This is a genomic window from Gordonia sp. PvP123 (assembly GCF_040547295.1).
Lineage (GTDB): Bacteria > Actinomycetota > Actinomycetes > Mycobacteriales > Mycobacteriaceae > Gordonia > Gordonia terrae.
Map to the genome: position 1 here is coordinate 158,993 of NZ_JBEPPN010000008.1, position 17,320 is coordinate 176,312.

Consider the following 17,320-nt stretch of genomic DNA (forward strand, 5'->3'; position numbering starts at 1 on the left):
GTCACGCTTAGGCGCATAAGTATCGTTTTGCGCTTTTCGCGCGCTCAACCCTGTGCGCTGGTTATAGATTATAACCTATGACCGTGACGCGGACCACATCGCGCAAAGCGCAGATGTGGGCTGTCAGGCGGTTGCGGAATCCTCGGCGAGCGCATCGATCGCGCGACGCCCCAGGCTGTTGCCGATGTGCTTGCGCATGACCGCGTTCGCTCGGTCGGCGTCGCCGTCGGCGACAGCCTCCATGATCGCCCGGTGCTCGGCGGTGACCCGCGACCGGTCTTCGGGGGAGTCGCCGCGGTGGGAGAGGCCGATGACCCGGTAGCGGTCTGCTTTGTCCCAGAGTCGTTCGAGGATGTCGATCAGGACGGGATTGCCCGATGCGCGGTACACCGTGCGGTGGAATTCCCGGTGTCGGACAAGGGCATCGAGATCGGATGCGCTGGCGATGGGCGACAGGCGATCGAAGGCCGCGCTGATGGCCGCGATGTCGGACGCTGTCCGCGTCTGCGCGGCGAGCGCCGCCGCGAGCGGGTCGAGATTCTCGCGCACCTGGTAGAGGTGACGTGCCTCGTCGGCCGACACGGGGGTCACCCGAGCATCCCGGTGGGCCTCGAGTTCGACCATGCCCTCGGCGGACAGGCGCCGGATCGCCTCACGGAGGGGCGTGGTGCTGACGCCGATCTCGGCCGCGAGTTTGGCCTGGGGGATCACCGCGCCGGCCGGGAGGACGCCGGTGAGAATGCGTCGCTGGAGCTCGGCGTATGCGTAGTCGTTCTTGGTGAACATCCCGCCGGGAGTCGTCATGGCGGGCCTCCGGGTGGTGGTCGTGGGCGTCGGGGTCCGGCGCTCCCGGACGCGGAGATACTAGCACCGGTGGTGCAAGTTATAGGTTATAACCTATGTTGAGCGAATGAGCAGATCAGAACAGTGCGGGTCCGAGCTGCCGGTGGTCGACGTCGAGCAGCGAGTCGGCGTCGATGTGTACCGGCAATGGCCCACGGTGATCCGTCTGCTCGCCGAGAACGTGACCCGCCGAGCCGACCCCGACACGAGCGATCGAGCCCTGCGAGACATGGCGCAGTGGCTCGAGACCGGCAGCAGCGACGCGGAGATCCCGTATGCACCGGGTCGGTTGCTGATGCACGACACCACCAGCACGCCCGCCCTCGTCGACATCGCCGCGATGCGGGACGCGGTCGCCGCCCGCGGTGGGGATCCGACGGCGTTGAGTCCGCGCCTGCCGGTGGAGGTTTCGGTGGATCATTCGCTTGCGGTCGAGTCGTTCGGGCGCCGCGATGCCGCCGTCGTCAACCTGGCCCACGACATGCGCCGCAACGCGGAACGGTATCGCTTTCTGTCCTGGGCGTCGAAGACCATGGACACCGTGCACATCAACCCGCCGGGCACCGGGATCATGCACACGATCAATCTCGAACAGCTCGCCACCGTGGTGACAGTGGAGGCGGTCGATGGCGTCGATCACGCGGTCCCCGACATGATGCTCGGCACCGACAGTCATACGCCCATGATCAACGGTCTGGGTGTACTGGGCTGGGGCATAGGCGGATTGGAAGCCGAGACGGTCATGTTCGGCATGCCGACCACCCTGCGGATCCCCGAGGTGGTCGGTGTGCGCCTCACCGGTGCGTTGTCCGCGGGCGTGCTCGCCACGGACCTCGCGCTGGTGGTCACCCACCGTCTGCGCGACATCGGGGTCACGGGTGAGTTCGTCGAGTTCTTCGGGCCGGGCGTATCGACACTGACGGTGGGCGAGCGGGCGGTGATCGCCAACATGGCGCCGGAATACGGTGCCACCACCGGGTTCTTCCCCGTCGACGCACGGACCCTCGACTATCTGGCCGACACCGGGCGTTCGGTAGAGCACTGCGACCTCGTCGAGTCGGTGACACGACGTCTCGGACTCTGGTTCGACCCCGACGCCGTGCCGCGTTTCACCCGCACGATCGACATCGATCTGAGCGCCGTGGTCCCCTCGGTGGCCGGCCCGCGCCGTCCGCAGGATCTCGTGCCGCTCACCGATCTACCGGCGACCTTCCGCGCCGAGGCGCCTTCTCCGTGCGACGACGACATCGACATGCCCGCCTTCCCCATCGCCATCGCGTCGATCACGAGCTGTACCAACACCTCCGACCCGCGCCTCCTCATCGCCGCGGGCCTGGTCGCCCGCCGTGCACGGGAGCGAGGGATGCGGGTGCCGCCATATGTGAAGACCTCCCTCGCGCCGGGTTCGCCCTCGGCTGCCGGCGTGCTCGAGCGAGCCGGTCTCGTCGACGACCTGTCCGCCGTCGGATTCGACATCGTCGGATTCGGTTGTGCGACGTGTATCGGCAATTCGGGTGGACTACCTCGTGAGATCGCCGAGGTGGCCGCTGACGGAACACGCAAACCGGTTGCCGCACTCAGCGGCAACCGCAACTTCCCCGGCCGCGTCCACCCGGACCTCGAACTGGGACTGCTGATGTCACCGCCGATGGTGATCGTCTTCGCGCTCGCCGGTGATGCGGCCATCGACCCCACCGCCGAACCGATCGGTGTCGACGCCGACGGACGGGCCGTGATGCTCGCCGATCTGTGGCCGAGCCCTCAGGAGATCGACGCCCTCACGGATTCGTCGCGGCGGCCGCGCGATGTCGTCGGCGACTTCGTCTCCGCGTCGCGCAATCCCGCGTGGGACGCACTCGATGTACCGGATGAACCGCTCTTTCCCTGGGACCCGTCGTCGACGGCGCTGCGGCGTCCCCCGTTCGCCGATGACGATTTCGCGCGCAGCATGCTGGGCGACTACGACGCCCACCCGCTGCTCGTCCTTGCCGACGACATCACCACCGACCACATCTCGCCGGCCGGGGCGATCCACGTCGAGAGTCCGACCGGGCGATACCTCGTGGAGCGGGGCGCGGCCCCGGGCGATCTCAACGTCTACGCGTCCCGACGCGGCAACTGGGAAGCCATGCTGCGGGGCGGTTTTCAGAACAAGACTGTCCGCAACGCGCTCGTCCCGGATGCGGGTCCTGCACACACCGTGCATGCACCCACCGGCGAGGTCATGTCCCTTCCGGAGGCCGCCGACCGGTACGCGCAGGACGGCGACGCGGTGGTGATCGTGGCCGGTGAACGGTACGGCATGGGCAGCTCGCGCGACTGGGCGGCGAAGCTGGTGCGTCTACTCGGAGTGCGGGCCGTGCTGGCGCGCAGTTTCGAACGCATCCACCGGTCCAACCTGATCGGCGTCGGCGTCCTGCCGTTGCTCATCCCCGCTGACGTCGACGGCGGCCTGCAGGACCTGCGGCCGGGAGATCGGCTGCACATCGTCGGCACCGCCGATGCTGTCGACCGCGGGACGGTGCCGGTTGTGGTTCGGCGGGTCGACGGGACCGATCTCCGCTTCGACGCACAGGTCGCCGCGGAGACCGACCTGGACCGCCGCCTGCTCCGACGCGGCGGGGTCATCCCCAGCATTCTGGACGAGCAACTCGGCAGGTGACCTCGTCGGGCCTCGACGGCGGCGGAATGCAGCTGCCAGCGAACTCACAGTGATCCGTCAACCGCCTCATAAGCTGGGCGTTCACTCTCGGAACATGAGAAAGAACAAGCACGTTACCTCAGTCCCACTGGTCGTCCTCGAGAACCCCGCTGCGATCGACCACGCCTACGACCTGTTCCGTCATGACATCCCGTTGGCCGTCGTCAGCAGCCAGTACTCCGCGGTCCTTCCGTTCATGCTCGGCAACAACGGACACACCGCGGCCTTGGTCGCCGACGTCGACGATCCCGACCAGCTCGCCGAGGCGATCGTGATCAGCGAACGCCGTTTCGGCAGGGTCGATTCGGTCATCCGCTACGCAGCGGACCTCCCTGCGGTGGCGGTCTAGGTCTGGTCGTCTTCGGCGGAATCGAAGGCTTCCCGGGCACGTTCGATGTCGGGCATGTGTGCCGTCGCCCATTCGAGGATCACATCGATCGGCGGACGCAGTGTCTTGCCCAGCGGGGTGATTCGGTACTCGACCGCGACCGGACGCGAGCTCAGCAGTACCCGTTCGACGATGCCGTTCCGCTCGAGCTTCCGCAGGGTCGCGGTCAGCGATTTCTGCGTGACCGTCGGTATCGCCCGCCGTAAACCGTTGAAGCGGCTCGGTTGTTCACAGAGCTCGTTCAACACTGCCAACGACCACTTGTCGAGCACCTGATCCAGCAGCTCGCGATGCGGTGCGCTGATCGCGAGTTCGGCGGCCCGCCCACCGGTATCGGTCATGAAACCACGTCTCCTTGAAGTGTCCTTCGACAACCAGGTATCAACGATATACCTGATCGAATTCACTCGGAGGAGAACACGATGGCAGTTGCATATTCGACCCCGGAGGGCATGACGCAACCGACGCCTTACCACCACGTTGCCGTGGGCACGGGGACGCGGCATATCCACGTCAGTGGCCAGATCGCCCGTACTGCCGACGGAACGCCCGTGGCGCCGGGTGACCTGGCGGGCCAGGTCGCGCAGGCATTGCGGAACACCGCGACCGGACTGGCCGGGGCGGGCGCGTCGTTCGGCGACGTCCTTCGGCTGACCTTCTATGTCACCGACTGGGCGCCCGAGAAGATCGCCGACTTCATGGCCGGTGTCGAAGGCGTCGCGACGGATATCGGGTTGCCGTCTCCGATGCCACCCGCATCGTTGATCGGCGTCGACTACCTCTTCGAACCGGATGTCCTCGTCGAAGTCGAGGCCACTGCGATCCTCGACTGACGGCAGCGTGGCGTCAGAACGGCGGTGGGCTGTTCTGGTAGTCCTGACGTTCGGCGGCTTCTTTGGCTTCGCGCTGTCGTTTGTTGCGGGCACGTTCGGCTCGCCGACGGGCCAGCTTTGCGGCGAGTCGGCTGGTGGTGCGCCGTGGTTTGTCCGCGGGCACGATCGTTCGGGGTGAGGGTGGCGCTTGCGCGGCTTGTTCGAACCGGATGCGACGTAGGTTCGGGAAGAGGTCTTCGAGGGTTTCGGCGTCGCCGGCGATGGTGACGCCTTCGGGTGTCGTGTACTCGGTGACCAGGCGTCCGTCGTGGTCGCGGTATTGCTCGTCGATCCACTCGCCGTGGGTTTTGAGGAGGTGACCCGCGCGGCATTTCGCGTTCAGGTTGTCACTGGAGGTGGTGCCACCGGCGGCAGGGTGGGTGGGGTCGTACTCGGTGACGTGGTCGAGGTCGCAGTCGAAAGCCGTGCGTTCACAGCCTGGTTCGGTGCAGTAGCCGTCGCGTACGCGGACGAAGTCGGCGCATGCCGAGGTGGGCCGGTACGGGTCGGCGGGTTGAGCACCGGGATACACCACCACCATGTCGGGTTCTGACGAAGCCGAAGCAGGTTCCGGTGTTTCGCTTGGTGCGCTTCGGTTGGCTGTGTGGCGGTCGGAGGTGGCTGGGGCGGGTATCGGTCGGGTGCGTGACGGGGTCACGGGTTTGAGGGTCGCGTCCGGGCGGGCGGCGAGGTCGCGGACGTGGTCGTCGGAGATGACGCCATACCCGTCGAGAAAACCGGGCCCGGCCGAGCCGGCGAGGGTGGCGGCGTCGGTGACGACGTGGACGACGACCGCGGTGGTCAGTGAGGCGAGGACCTCGTCGGGGTCGGGGATGGTTGCGGTGCAGTCGCCACGGTCGCACAGACACTCGAATGCTGTGCGGGTGAGTAGGGCGAACATGGCGTCGGAGGTGCGGGCGCCGCGGCTGCGGCCGTCGTGTTCGCAGACCGAATCGGCCAGTACGCGTACTGCTGTGGCCGAGATGCGGATGTTCTCGGCGGACATGACCGCGGTGATCTCGCCGACCCCGTCGTGGAAGTTGTCGGTCCAGACCCCGCGGGCGTCGAGGGCGTCTTGGCGTCGTTGGCGGACGAGGTCGGGGTCGTGGCGGAAGACGTGTCGGTCGATCATGTCGCGTAGGCGGGCCCGGTCCCAGGAGCCGCGTCGGCGGCGCAGGGTGGCGGCGATCTCGGCGTCGATGATCGGAGTGATGGAACTGTCGGTGGGGATGAGGTCGGTGCGTGAGATGATCAGGCGGATCTGGTCGTCGGTGATGATGCCGTCGCGCAGGGTGGTGGCGACTTCGGGGAGTCGGTCGCGCAGGGTGAGGGCCTCGTCGATCAGTGTTTCGGCGCGGCGTCGTGAGATGGCGGACTGGCGGGCGATGCGTGCGGTGCAGTCGGCGTAGCCGTCCATCACGAACGCATCGGTGTGCTCGCGCGCGGCGACGAGCCGGTCGTAGAGGACCGCGACCGTCTGGTAGCGACTCCAGGCGAGATAGGACTGGCCCCGGTGGGTGGCGGACAGCCCGTTCGTGAGGGTGACCATGTCGTCTTCGTCGACGTAGGCAGGCTCGATCCCGGCGAGGAACTCGCTCGGTAGATCGGTCCACACCCGCACGATGACCCCGGACTCTCGCGGACCGGTCCCCATCCCGGCCCTCTGCCCACCAAGGTAAACCACCCCACCGACAAACGCGGTCGATGCCGGGAGTGGTTGAGAGAAGGGTGGTTTGGTTGCGAGGTGGTTTCGACTCGGCGCCTCGACCTCGACGCGCTCCTTCGTCGCTTGCTCGGCCCGGCGGCTTCGCTCGGTGCCGGGTCCATCCCGGGGTGGCTCAGAGCAACCCGCGTGACTTGAGCAACAGATAGTGGTCGGCGAGCTTCGCCGGGAGCTTGTCGGGCGCCGCGTCCACCACGTCGACGCCGAGCCGGCTCACCGCGGTGGCGGTGCGGTCCCGCAGGGTGAGCGTGCGGGCTGCGGCCGCGGCGTCGTAGATCTGCGTGGTGTCGGCACGCTCGATCAGCATGGCGTCCAGCGCGGGGTCGGCGACGGAGCCGATGACGACCTTGTACCGCTGCGCCAGTACCGCCAGCGGGGGCAGTAGCGACTCCTCGACGGCTGCGGGTTCGAGCGGCGTCAGCAGGACAAGTAGTGCGCGCTGCCGCCCGATCTTGGCGACCTCGGCTCCGAGCAGCGGCCAATCAGCCTCCAACAGAGCGGGTTCGAGATCCGCCATCGCGGTGACGAGGCTGTTGAGCAGCATGGTGCGGCCGACGCCGACCACCCGTCGATGGACCCGGCGGTCACCGGCGATGAGGTCGACTCGGTCACCGGCGTGCGACGCGAGCGCGGCGAGGAGCAATGCGGCGTCCATCGCGGCGTCGAGTCGAGGGGTGTCGCCCACGCGCCCGGCCGACGTCCGGGAGGTGTCCAGCACGATGACGATGTGCCGGTCCTTCTCCGGTTGCCACGTGCGGACCACCGTCGATCGACGCCGGGCGGTCGCGCGCCAGTCGATGCTGCGGACGTCGTCACCCTCGACATAGTCGCGCAGGGAATCGAATTCGGTGCCCTGACCGCGCACACGCACCGCTGACCTGCCGTCGAGCTGACGGAGATGTGCCAGCCGCGACGGCAGCAACCGCCGGGAGTCGAACGGCGGGAGTGCGCGGACGCGGCCGGGCAGGGGCACGGACCGCTGCCGTCCGCCGAGGCCGAGCGGACCGACGCGACGAACGGCAACCCGGACCGCCAGCCGGTCACCGCGCCGGGTGGGGGCCAGAGTCGTTGTCACCGAGCGGGTCTCCGCTCGTGGAACGGTCACGCGGTGCGTGTTTCCCGACGCGCCGGCCGAGGGCTGCCAGCTGTCGCGCAGGACGCCTCGGAACGTGTTCGAGCCGTGGTTGGTGACCGCGATCGAACACGTCGTGCTCTGCCCGAGTCGGAGAGGACCGGGCGCCGACCTCGACATGGTGATCGACTTCGTGGATCCCGCCAACGCGATGTCGAGGCAGACGAGCAGGATGCAGAACAGCGCCCACAGCACGGGGACCGCGTAATTCGGCCAGATCAGGATGGGCACCGCGCCGAGCAGCACCAGGATCAGAAAGCGGCCCGTGAGGAACATCAGCGGGGTACGGGCACCGAGTTGATCGCCGCGTCGAGCACCGAACCCACCGACACGCCTTCGAGTTCGGCTTCCGGGCGCAACGACAACCGGTGCGCCAGCGTCGATTGGGCGAGCGCCTGCACGTCGTCGGGGGTCACGAAGTCGCGGCCGTTCAGCCACGCCCATGCGCGGCTCGTGCCCAGCAGGGCGGTGGCGCCTCGCGGGCTGACGCCGAGTGCCAGCGACGGGGAGAACCGGGTGGCCCGGGCGATGTCGACGATGTAGGCAGTGACCTGCGGAGCGACCGTCACCCGGCGGACCTGTTCGGCGCCGGCCTCCACGTCGGCGGCCGAGGCGACCGGTCGGAGTCCCGCGGCGGCCAGGTTCCGCGGATCGAACCCGGATGCGTGTCGAGTGAGCACGGTGATCTCGTCGTCGCGCGGGGGCAGTGGAAGCGTGACCTTCAGCAGAAATCGGTCGAGCTGGGCTTCGGGCAGCGGGTAGGTGCCCTCGTACTCCACCGGGTTCTGTGTCGCCGCGACGAGAAACGGACTCGGTAGCGGGCGTGGGTCGCCGTCGACGGTCACCTGCCGTTCCTCCATCGCCTCCAGCAGGGATGCCTGCGTCTTCGGCGGAGTGCGGTTGATCTCGTCGGCGAGCAGGAGATTGGTGAACACGGGCCCCTCGCGGAACGTGAACTCCGAGCTGGCGGAATCGAATACGAGCGATCCGGTGACATCACCGGGCATCAGGTCCGGCGTGAACTGCACACGTTTGGTCTCGACGTCGAGCGCGGCGGCCACCGACCGGACGAGCAGGGTCTTGGCGACGCCGGGCACACCCTCGAGGAGGATGTGCCCGCGGCACAGCAGCGCGATCAAGATGCCTGCCACTGCCGGGTCCTGCCCGACAACGGCTTTCGCGACCTCGCCGCGCACTGCGCCGAGCGCGTCGCGGGCGCGGTTCGGCGGTCCGCCCGGCCGGTGGTGCGCGTTCTCCGGCGGCGGCCCGGCGGACGTTTTCGCAAAGGGGTCCGACGATGGGGGTCCGGCCGGGGCGTACGGACCGGGGCCGGGGTTGCGGGATGGGTCGACGGTCATGGTGTGTGTCGGACTTCCTTCTCGAGGACGGTCAGTTCGGCGGTGAAGTGGACGAGCTGGGCGTCGGTGGTGGGGAGCGGACCGGCGAGCAGCGCACGGACCTCGGCGAGGTCGCGGTGTGTCGCCCCGGCCACGGCGATGACGATCGCCGACACCGACGGATCCGCGGTCTCGGTCGGCGCGATGACGGTCTCCCAGTCGGGTCGTGAGAGTGCGTCGGTGGCCTTCGCCGCGTCGAACGGCAGACCGAGATACGACGCCAGCGAACCGAGGGTGTGGATGCGCAGCGCACCCGCGGCCCGCGCGTCGGCACCGGCGCGGTGATACATCCGGCCCCGCGCACGGGTGGTCTCGACAGCCCTGACAACCGCGGGGAGAGGCTCGGCGACCAGCGACCCGAAACGCCGACCACGCCAGAGCATCAGGGCCAGAACGCCGAACACGCCCAGCACGATCAGCGGTCCGACCGCGGCCGGGATGTCGGACTCGTCGTCGTCGGATGCCACCTGGTCGGTGAAAAACGGCACATACCAGAGAATCTCGTCGGAGCTCGCGAAGACCCGGATCGCAACGCCCGCGTTGTCCTGTTGTGCGAGTCGCTCGTTGGTGAGCATCTCGCCGCTGAGGACGATGAATTCGGGGCGCCCCGCCGTCCGCGGCACGATCACGAGATTCGACGCCCCACCGGAGGTGAAGCAGGCGGTGGCCGACGTCGACGTCGGTGAGTAACCGAAGGGGGTGAAGTCGACGATGTCGGTCTCGTCGATGTCGGATGTGCGGCACCCGGCGGCGACCGCGGCCGGGCCGGCACCGTAACCGGAGGTGACGGGCAGATCCAGCGCGGTCAGGAGAGTGTTGTCCGGCGCGATCAGGATCACGCGGTCGGCGTCTCGCACGCGCTCGCGGAACTGCTGAGTGGTACCGGGATTCAGCGACGACGTCGAGCTCACCACGACCGTTGTTCCCCGGCCGGGACGAGGAGCGTCGGTGAACTCGTCGAGTCCGCGCATCTGCCGGAGGTCGGCCCCGCGGTCGTCGAGGATCTGCGCGAGCGCGCGTGACCCGGTGGGACGGGCGTTGTCGGGGTCGTTGTTGACCCCGGGCCCGGGGGTACCCCCGACACCGGTGAGCGCGGTGATCCCGAGTAGACCGACACCGGCGACCACGACGATGATCACCAGGACGATGACCACCCAGACCCACGGCGGGGTCCGGTTCTTGACCGGCCCGGGTGCCGGCGTCGCCTGCACGGTGCCGGTCAACGGGGCACCGCCAGGCGGTGCGGACGTGAGGCGTCGGCCTCGACCGGCCGGGTGGACGAGACTGCCTGCTCGAGTTCCAGTACCTCGCGGGCCGATTCGGCGGATGCATGCCGGTCGCCGTAGGCGATGGCGTCGAACAGGTCTGTCGCCCTTCGTAACCGGTCGTCCTGTGCGGGGAATCGAGGACCGAGGTCGACAGCCACCTCGTGAGCGGTGAGTGAGGGCTCGTCGGCCAGCAACTCGCGCTCGATGCCGCGGCGCGCGACGGCACGTACGGCGGCGATGACACACGCGTCGTACCGGCCTGCGGCGAAGGCGGACTCGGCGTCGGACCTGAAGTCGGCCGCCGACCGGGCGGGCCCGATCAGCACCGTCTCGGAGGACGCCGAGCCGGTGGTCCGGGGGAGCCGCGGGTTGCGGCGGAGGTGACGGACGACCGCGACGACGAGACCGAGCACGAGTGCGATCGCGAGCACGATGACGATCGCGCGAAGGGTGTCGGAGCCGCCGAACCAGCCGAAGACGTTGTCGGCGATCCACTCCCAGAGACGTTCACCGAAGCGGTCGAGCCAGGACGGCTCGGGCGGTTGGTAGTCGGACTCGGAGAGTTCCTGCTCGGCCCACCGGCGTGCTTGCTCGTTGTCGGGATCCAACGGCGCCGCGAGGATTTCGATCACCGGTCGACCCGTCCCGGGGGAAACGCTGTCGGTACCGACGCGGCATCGTCGTAGAGGGCTGCCGGCACGACCGTCAGCGCCGGTTGCACGACCATCGATGCGACCACGGTGCCGATCACCGAGAGAACGGTCGCCGCGATGCCGGAGTCCGAGGTGCCGAACCACGTGTCGGCGATCGATCCCAGCAGATCGAACGGGTACATCATCGTCGTCATCGCGACCCACGCCAGCACGAGCATGACCGCCAGGATGCCGAAGGTCCGCCAGAACCGGTCCGCCGTCAGCGAACCCGATCGGGCGATCGCGTCTCTGACGGCGAGCCCGTCGATCACGATCGCCGGTGCGGTGAAGGCCGTGCGAACCAGCAGCCACGACACCGGGATGAGCGCGACGACGGTGAGGAGGAGGCTCCCGGCGAGCAGGACGAACCCGCCGGAGCCGACGCCCAGACCGAACAGCGCGAGGCCCGGTGCGAAGGCCGCCGCGATGGCGAGCCCCAGGAGCGCGGTCCACACCAGCAGCCGGGGCAGCGACCCCCGTGCATGGCGCAGCGTGTCGGCCAGGGTCGGACGCGACCCGCCGCGACGTCGGGTGACGGAGTGGGCGGCAACGCCGCTGACCATGCCCGCCACCACGACCCACTGGGCGAAGATGACACCGACGAACGCGGCGATCGGTGCGACGGTCGAGGCCCATTCGCTCGGATCGTCGAAGGTGGCCTCGGCGTTCACCAGCCAGAACGTGGCGAGCGCGAGAGGGGCGGCCGCGACGATCCAGGTCAGGCCGACGAGGCCGAGGTACACACGAGGTGCCGCGACTGCCGTCGAGAAGATCCGCTGCAGCAGGACGCCGGCCGATGCCGACGGTGGCGGCCCCCATCCCGCCCACGGGGCGGTCGGTGTGAAACCTCCGTAACCCCAATGTGTGGAACCCAACTGTGTGGAACCCCTCTGGGCTGACCCCCACGCGGGCTGCGGTCCGGGCTCGGTCGACGGCTGCTGCGGCGGTGCCGGCGGACGGGTCCGCGGACGGTCCGACGCCTCGGCAGATGGGACCGGGCTCCACTCGTCGGAGACATCGGGTGGCTGCCAGGGCGGTTCGCCGGACGGCGGGTGCGGGACGCGCGGCGGCTCGGTCATCGAGAAGTGCACCGGCCTTTCCGCGCTGGAGAACTGTGCGGCGAACGTATCAAACAACTGCGACGGCGCACCGGAATCATCCACCGGTTGACGGACGCCGTGCTACCGTGCCGAACTAGAACACGTTCTACTTTTCTGGAGGATTCATGACCGTGGAACAAGCCGGGCTCGCCGAGAAGATCGACGCTGCCGTCGATGCCTACATCGAGCTGCTCAACTCGGGTACCGCCGAACAGATCGCCGACCTGTACGCGGCCGACGCGACCGTCGAGGACCCCATCGGCGCGGACATCCGCGACACCCGGGAGCAGCTTGTCGAGTTCTACTCGGTGATCACCGGGATGGACGAGCGCACCGCGACGCTCAAGTGGAAGAAGATCGCCGGCGACACCGCCGTCTTCGAGTTCACCCTGGTCACCAAGACCGCCGGACTCGCCTTCGAGATCACCCCCGTCGACATCATGGTCTTCGACGCCGAGGGCAAGGTGTCGACGATGCGCGCGGTCTGGCAGCAGTCGGACCTCAAGCAGCTCTGAGGGTCACCCCCGCCCGGTCGGCCTCAGGATGATCTCTTCCGGGTGGGCGTCGGCCGGGGTGGAGACGGCCTGCACGACGGCGCGGGCGACGGTCGCGGGACGCAGGAACCGCGACCCGTCGTAGTCGTCCCCTTCGATGGCGACGATGTCACGCTGCATGTCGGTGTCGATGCGCCCGGGGAAGACAGACGTCACGCGAAGAGTCGGTTCCTCGGCCCGCAATCCGTCGGCCAGCGCACGCACCCCGAACTTGCTCGCGGCGTAGGGGGTCCAGCCGGGGTTCACCCGGCGTCCCGCGCCCGAGTTGATGAACACGACGTGGCCGCCGGCCGCTCGCAACGCGGGCAGGAGCAGCCGCGTCAGTTCGGCGACCGCGACGAGGTTCACCTCGAGGACGTGCTGCCATTCCTCGACGGGGGTCTCCGCGACCGGCTCGAGGCTGCTGGCCACTCCGGCGTTGTGGACGAGTACGTCGAGTTCGTTGATCGCCTCCACGGCGGCCTCGACCTCGTCGTAGTCGGTGAGGTCGACGGCGAAGGTGCTCGCCCCGTCGAGTTCGGTGGCCAGTCGGTCGAGTTCGGGAGAGGGTCGTCCGCCCAGGAGGAGGTCGTGGGTGGGCGCGAGCTGGCGGGCGATCTCGGCTCCGAGGCCACGGCTCGCCCCGGTGATCAACGCGGTGGGCACGCCTCGACCCTACTGGGAATCGGCGACCGGGAGCCGCGTCGGGCTCGATGAGCACACGCCGACGTCGCGGGGCACAATCGTCGACGTGGCCAGGTACGGATTCACCCCAACGCAGCTCTCGGCACGTGCCGCGTACCTGCTCCGAGGCAATGACCTGGGCACGATGACAAGCGCTGCGCCCAAGTTGTATCCGCACATGTGGAGCTGGGACGCGGCATTCGTCACGGTCGGTCTGGCGCCGTTGTCGGTGGAACGAGCCGTCATCGAGATGGACACCCTGCTGTCGGCGCAGTGGCGCAACGGCATGATCCCGCACATCGTGTTCGCCAACGGCCGCGACGGATACTTCCCCGGGCCGGCCCGATGGGAGTGCGCCCGACTGGCCGAGTGCGCGCCCGACTTCCCCGACACCTCCGGCATCACCCAGCCGCCCGTACATGCGATCGCGGTGCAGCGGATCCTCGATCACTCCCGACGCCATGGACGCACCACCCGCGCCGTGGCCAACGAGTTCATCGACCGGCGCTGGAGCTCGCTCGTCCGCTGGCATCGCTGGCTGGCGCACGCTCGGGATCCCAACGGGCGCGGTCGGATCACGATCTTCCACGGGTGGGAGTCGGGCATGGACAATTCGCCCCGTTGGGATTCGGCGTACGCCAATGTCGTTCCCGGCCTCGACCTTCCGCCGTATCGACGGGCCGACCTCGACCACGTCGACGATTCGTCGATGCGCCCCACCGACCTCGAGTACGACCGGTACATCTGGCTCGTCGAACAGATGAAGCGCGCCGGATACGACGACGAGCTGCTTCCCAAGGTGATGGACTTCGCGGTCGAGGACGTCTTCGTCAGCGCCATCTTCGCCGTCGCCTGCGACGTGCTGGCCACCATCGGGGAGGACTACTCCAAACCGCGGTCGGATGTGCGCGACCTCCGCGCGTGGGCCGACCGTTTCCGGGCCGGGGTCGTCTCCGCCGCCAACGACCGCAACGGGGCCGCACGGGATTTCGACCTGCGCGCCAACTCGTGGATCAACACCGAGACGATCGCGGTGTTCGCGCCGCTGCTGTGCGGCGGCCTCTCCCGGGACCGCGAACGCGCCCTGCTCCGACTCTTCGACGGCCCGCGGTACTGCGGTCACCCGGACCTGCGCTACGCGGTCCCGCCGTCGACGTCGCCGATCTCGGCGGACTTCCGTCCCCGCGAGTACTGGCGTGGCCCGGTCTGGCCGGTGATGACCTGGCTCTTCAGTTGGGCATTCGCCCGCCGCGGTTGGACCGAACGGTCGGCACGCCTGCGTGAGGAGGGGCTCCGGCAAGCGACCGACGGCACGTTCGCCGAGTACTACGAACCGTTCACCGGTGAGCCGCTCGGCAGCATGCAGCAGAGCTGGACCGCGGCGTCCGTGCTGGATTGGCTGGACTGACAGACCAACTCGGTCATGCGGATACCGGTTTCGCCGCACCGTGCACATCGATCCGCTCGACCGGTGGTGGGGTCCATTCCTCCCGAAGTGCCGAGAGCGCGGGCTGGTAGATCCTCAGCACGAGGAAGAAGGGTCTCGCCGGGCACGGTAACCATTCCTCATCGGGGGTCGTCGGCGGAGCGGTGGAGATGACGATGTCGGGGAACGTGTCCTGGTCGTGATCGCGGTTGACCGCGGTGCCGATGCTGTGACGTGCGTCGGGCGCGTCGTGTAGCAGGCCGGTGTCGGCGTCGTAGAGGGTGACGCTCCAGAAGGCATGCGCAGGTGGTGGTGTCGGCAGACAGATCCGATAGGCGGCCGCAGCCCCATCGAGGGTGTCCCCGTCGGAGTCGACGTAGGTGTTGTACGAGCAGTTCTCCTCGACGACGTTCGCGCCGAGGCCGACCAGATTCATCACGGCCCGGGCGACGAAGTTGGTGCCGTGGGCGCCCTTGTCGAGCACCCTGGTCCATCCGCTGGCGATCCTGCGTCCCAACAGCGGTCTGGACTCGCGCAGCAACCGCATCGCCTCATCGAAACCGTCCTGGATTCCCTGCGCGACATCCGGATCGGGCTCCGGCCGGCCGTCGGTCGGCGAGTCACCCACGCCGAGAATGCGGAACTGGTCGACGTGGGCGGCATCGGCGTGCGGCACACCATTGATCCGCAACGACGCGTCCAGAGCGGTCAGGAACTCTCCCGGCGAGGTCTCGACAGCACCCTGGTCGACAACCGGCCAGGACCGTGAGCCGGCGGCGGGTGAGCTGAGGTGCACGCCATCCTGAAGCCGGTGGACCGCGCGTAGGTCGTCGTCGACGTCGAAGTACTGAATCCGCAAGAGCAGCCACATCACCGGTGTGGCCACGCGTAGCAGGGTGGTACCCGGTGGGACGTCTCCGGTCCACGCAGAGGTGACCACCATGAGTCGGCGGGGTTGCACCGGATGTGTTCGCGCGCTCACGTTGCTGGCGTTGCTGTAGGCGTCCAGGAAGTTCAGTGTGTAGTAGCGATCCCCGAAGTCGGGAAGATCGATGAGGACGGGCCCGGCGGTGAGGTCCAGCCATCCGTTGGAGTACAGGGTGTCGACGTTGGGAACCCGAAACGGCTGGTAACGGGCATCCGCGGGACGACGAGCGTGGTCCAGTTCGTCGAGACGCCACGGTTCTCCTTCGCCGTCCGGCGCGCATTGCGCGCACATCGCGGCGTATTGGTACACCGACGGCAGGCCATAGATGACCGCCTGTTGAGAGGCCGCACGCGCCAGCGAGCGTCGCGCCCAGGACGACATCGGACGGATGTCGGGCGCGGACGAGCTGGTCAGTTGATCTGCGGCCGCCGGATCGTAGGTGGTGTATCTCCGGTCGTCGTCGACGCGCATCTCGGCTCCATTCTCTTAAAAATCAGGCTGATCACAACTCTTGCCACAGCGTGATTGACATCACTCAGTCTAGCTGGTGAACTGATGTCAGTTCAACACAAGGAGGAGAACGTGCGGGTCAGAAGGCTGGTCAAACACGTCGCTTGCGCCACCGTTGCCGCCGCCGTCGCAATGACGACGGCCGCGTGCGGTGGCAGTTCGGGCGCTACGTCTGCCGTCGAGGGCAGCTGGGACGAGGTGGTCGCTGCCGCGGAACAGGAAGGCTCGGTGCTGCTGTACTCGAGTCAGAACTCGGTGATCCTCGACAACGTCAAGAAGGCCTGGAACAAGAAGTATCCCGGCATCACGATGGAGTTCGTCCGAGGCACCGACGCGGATCTGAATCCGCGGATCGAGACCGAGAACCGAACCGGTCGGGGAGCGGCCGACGTCCACGTGGTGACCGACACCTCGTGGATCACTTCCGCGGGCGAATCCGGTGACTTCTCCCAGGCGGTGCGCGGGCCGGCCTTCGACAATCCCGACTACGCGCGTGAGACGAGTGTCCGCGCCGGTGACTTCTTTCTCACCGTGGCCGCGACCTTCGGCATGGGATGGAACACGAACGCGGTTCCCGCCGGTCTGACGACGCCGCAGGATGTACTGAAACCCGAGTACCGGGGCCGGATCGGGATCGTGAACCCGAACGGGATCGCTTCCTTCGTCGACCTGTATGACTTCTATGGTGAGCACTTCGGCGCTGATTTCGAGGAGAAGCTGGCAGGTCTCGAGCCGCGCATCTTCCCCAGTGCGATCGGTGTCGCCCAGGCGCTGACGTCTGGCGAGGTCGTCGTGTCGCCGATGGTCCAACCGCTCGTGCAGGAGGCGGCCACCGGTGCGTCGGTCGACTGGGCGCTGCCCGATCCGTCTTGGGGCACACCGTTCTTCGGGCACATCACGGCAGTCGCGCCGCATCCGAACGCGGCTCAGCTGCTCGCTGACTTCCTGGTCAGTCCGGAAGGGCAAGCGGCGCAGGCGATCGGCGTGGCCACCGCGCTACCGGGAATTCCCGGGTCGACCGCCGATGCGAAGGACATCCGGTCCCCTGACCCCGGACAGTTGACTCCGGACTACGTCAAGCAGCGCTCGCAGGCTTGGCAGCAGATGTTCACCGGGTAGTACG

At 68.1% G+C, this 17,320-nt stretch carries 16 protein-coding genes; 6 read left to right on the forward strand and 10 right to left on the reverse strand.

Features of this window, described 5'->3' with window-relative positions; all coding sequences use genetic code 11:
* Positions 1-123 precede the first annotated feature (123 nt).
* Entirely contained in the window at positions 124-804 is a 681-nt protein-coding gene (locus tag ABIC25_RS17380) for a GntR family transcriptional regulator (protein WP_354562433.1), read from the reverse strand.
* A gap of 106 nt (positions 805-910) precedes the next feature.
* Here ABIC25_RS17380 and acnA point away from each other — a divergent pair, with 106 nt between their 5' ends.
* Together acnA and ABIC25_RS17390 are read left to right on the forward strand one after the other, a co-directional pair.
* Positions 911-3,505, forward strand: a complete 2,595-nt coding sequence (acnA, locus tag ABIC25_RS17385) for an aconitate hydratase AcnA (protein WP_354562434.1) — start codon at positions 911-913, stop codon at positions 3,503-3,505.
* Between the two features lie 94 nt (positions 3,506-3,599).
* Positions 3,600-3,893, forward strand: coding sequence for a hypothetical protein (locus ABIC25_RS17390; protein WP_354562435.1), 294 nt, complete (start codon positions 3,600-3,602; stop codon positions 3,891-3,893).
* Here ABIC25_RS17390 and ABIC25_RS17395 read toward each other — a convergent pair.
* A complete protein-coding gene (locus ABIC25_RS17395) occupies positions 3,890-4,273 on the reverse strand; it encodes a winged helix-turn-helix transcriptional regulator (protein WP_354562436.1) in 384 nt (127 codons plus the stop codon). The two genes, ABIC25_RS17390 and ABIC25_RS17395, sit on opposite strands and share 4 nt — an antisense overlap.
* Positions 4,274-4,354: 81 nt before the next feature.
* Here ABIC25_RS17395 and ABIC25_RS17400 point away from each other — a divergent pair, with 81 nt between their 5' ends.
* Positions 4,355-4,765, forward strand: a complete 411-nt coding sequence (locus tag ABIC25_RS17400; protein ID WP_354562437.1) for a RidA family protein — start codon at positions 4,355-4,357, stop codon at positions 4,763-4,765.
* A 13-nt stretch (positions 4,766-4,778) separates the two neighbouring features.
* Here ABIC25_RS17400 and ABIC25_RS17405 read toward each other — a convergent pair whose 3' ends face one another.
* The 6 genes from ABIC25_RS17405 to ABIC25_RS17430 all read right to left on the reverse strand — a co-directional run bounded on the left by ABIC25_RS17405 (position 4,779) and on the right by ABIC25_RS17430 (position 12,095).
* The gene (locus ABIC25_RS17405; protein WP_354562438.1) at positions 4,779-6,458 is read right to left on the reverse strand and encodes an HNH endonuclease signature motif containing protein; all 1,680 of its coding nucleotides are present in this window, start codon (positions 6,456-6,458) and stop codon (positions 4,779-4,781) included.
* 184 nt (positions 6,459-6,642) lie between these two features.
* Positions 6,643-7,935 carry a DUF58 domain-containing protein gene (locus ABIC25_RS17410; RefSeq protein ID WP_354562439.1) on the reverse strand — a complete coding sequence of 431 codons (1,293 nt, stop codon included), beginning with the start codon at positions 7,933-7,935 and terminating at the stop codon, positions 6,643-6,645.
* Positions 7,935-9,017, reverse strand: coding sequence for an AAA family ATPase (locus ABIC25_RS17415; RefSeq protein WP_354562441.1), 1,083 nt, complete (start codon positions 9,015-9,017; stop codon positions 7,935-7,937). Before ABIC25_RS17415 ends, ABIC25_RS17410 begins: the two co-directional genes overlap by 1 nt.
* Positions 9,014-10,279 carry a DUF4350 domain-containing protein gene (locus tag ABIC25_RS17420; protein WP_354562443.1) on the reverse strand — a complete coding sequence of 422 codons (1,266 nt, stop codon included), beginning with the start codon at positions 10,277-10,279 and terminating at the stop codon, positions 9,014-9,016. The genes ABIC25_RS17415 and ABIC25_RS17420 overlap by 4 nt, the downstream gene beginning before the upstream one ends.
* Positions 10,276-10,956 (reverse strand): DUF4129 domain-containing protein, encoded by a 681-nt coding sequence (locus ABIC25_RS17425; RefSeq protein ID WP_239403641.1) that lies wholly within the window; start codon positions 10,954-10,956, stop codon positions 10,276-10,278. The genes ABIC25_RS17420 and ABIC25_RS17425 overlap by 4 nt, the downstream gene beginning before the upstream one ends.
* Positions 10,953-12,095, reverse strand: a complete 1,143-nt coding sequence (locus ABIC25_RS17430) for a glycerophosphoryl diester phosphodiesterase membrane domain-containing protein (RefSeq protein WP_354562445.1) — start codon at positions 12,093-12,095, stop codon at positions 10,953-10,955. Before ABIC25_RS17430 ends, ABIC25_RS17425 begins: the two co-directional genes overlap by 4 nt.
* A 146-nt stretch (positions 12,096-12,241) precedes the next feature.
* Here ABIC25_RS17430 and ABIC25_RS17435 point away from each other — a divergent pair, with 146 nt between their 5' ends.
* Positions 12,242-12,631 (forward strand): nuclear transport factor 2 family protein, encoded by a 390-nt coding sequence (locus tag ABIC25_RS17435; RefSeq protein ID WP_064572124.1) that lies wholly within the window; start codon positions 12,242-12,244, stop codon positions 12,629-12,631.
* A 3-nt stretch (positions 12,632-12,634) separates the two neighbouring features.
* On the opposite strand, the gene ABIC25_RS17440 is transcribed toward ABIC25_RS17435, so the two are convergent.
* Entirely contained in the window at positions 12,635-13,315 is a 681-nt protein-coding gene (locus tag ABIC25_RS17440) for an SDR family oxidoreductase (protein ID WP_064572123.1), read from the reverse strand.
* Between the two features lie 85 nt (positions 13,316-13,400).
* On the opposite strand from ABIC25_RS17440, the gene ggh reads away from it, so the two are divergent.
* Entirely contained in the window at positions 13,401-14,741 is a 1,341-nt protein-coding gene (gene ggh, locus ABIC25_RS17445; RefSeq protein WP_004021049.1) for a glucosylglycerate hydrolase, read from the forward strand.
* A 13-nt stretch (positions 14,742-14,754) separates the two neighbouring features.
* Here the strand turns inward: ggh and ABIC25_RS17450 are convergent, their stop codons facing one another.
* A complete protein-coding gene (locus tag ABIC25_RS17450; RefSeq protein WP_354562447.1) occupies positions 14,755-16,158 on the reverse strand; it encodes a DUF1254 domain-containing protein in 1,404 nt (467 codons plus the stop codon).
* An 84-nt stretch (positions 16,159-16,242) separates the two neighbouring features.
* Here ABIC25_RS17450 and ABIC25_RS17455 point away from each other — a divergent pair, with 84 nt between their 5' ends.
* Positions 16,243-17,316 (forward strand): ABC transporter substrate-binding protein, encoded by a 1,074-nt coding sequence (locus ABIC25_RS17455; RefSeq protein WP_435529100.1) that lies wholly within the window; start codon positions 16,243-16,245, stop codon positions 17,314-17,316.
* Positions 17,317-17,320 lie beyond the last annotated feature (4 nt).

Bases quoted from the DNA above. Each gene is read 5' to 3' on its own strand.
- ABIC25_RS17380 (WP_354562433.1), bottom strand. From the start codon at position 804: ATGACGACTCCCGGCGGGATGTTCACCAAGAACGACTACGCATACGCC.
- acnA (WP_354562434.1), top strand. From the start codon at position 911: ATGAGCAGATCAGAACAGTGCGGGTCCGAGCTGCCGGTGGTCGACGTC.
- ABIC25_RS17390 (WP_354562435.1), top strand. From the start codon at position 3,600: ATGAGAAAGAACAAGCACGTTACCTCAGTCCCACTGGTCGTCCTCGAG.
- ABIC25_RS17395 (WP_354562436.1), bottom strand. From the start codon at position 4,273: ATGACCGATACCGGTGGGCGGGCCGCCGAACTCGCGATCAGCGCACCG.
- ABIC25_RS17400 (WP_354562437.1), top strand. From the start codon at position 4,355: ATGGCAGTTGCATATTCGACCCCGGAGGGCATGACGCAACCGACGCCT.
- ABIC25_RS17405 (WP_354562438.1), bottom strand. From the start codon at position 6,458: ATGGGGACCGGTCCGCGAGAGTCCGGGGTCATCGTGCGGGTGTGGACC.
- ABIC25_RS17410 (WP_354562439.1), bottom strand. From the start codon at position 7,935: ATGTTCCTCACGGGCCGCTTTCTGATCCTGGTGCTGCTCGGCGCGGTG.
- ABIC25_RS17415 (WP_354562441.1), bottom strand. From the start codon at position 9,017: ATGACCGTCGACCCATCCCGCAACCCCGGCCCCGGTCCGTACGCCCCG.
- ABIC25_RS17430 (WP_354562445.1), bottom strand. From the start codon at position 12,095: ATGACCGAGCCGCCGCGCGTCCCGCACCCGCCGTCCGGCGAACCGCCC.
- ABIC25_RS17435 (WP_064572124.1), top strand. From the start codon at position 12,242: ATGACCGTGGAACAAGCCGGGCTCGCCGAGAAGATCGACGCTGCCGTC.
- ABIC25_RS17450 (WP_354562447.1), bottom strand. From the start codon at position 16,158: ATGCGCGTCGACGACGACCGGAGATACACCACCTACGATCCGGCGGCC.
- ABIC25_RS17455 (WP_435529100.1), top strand. From the start codon at position 16,243: ATGTCAGTTCAACACAAGGAGGAGAACGTGCGGGTCAGAAGGCTGGTC.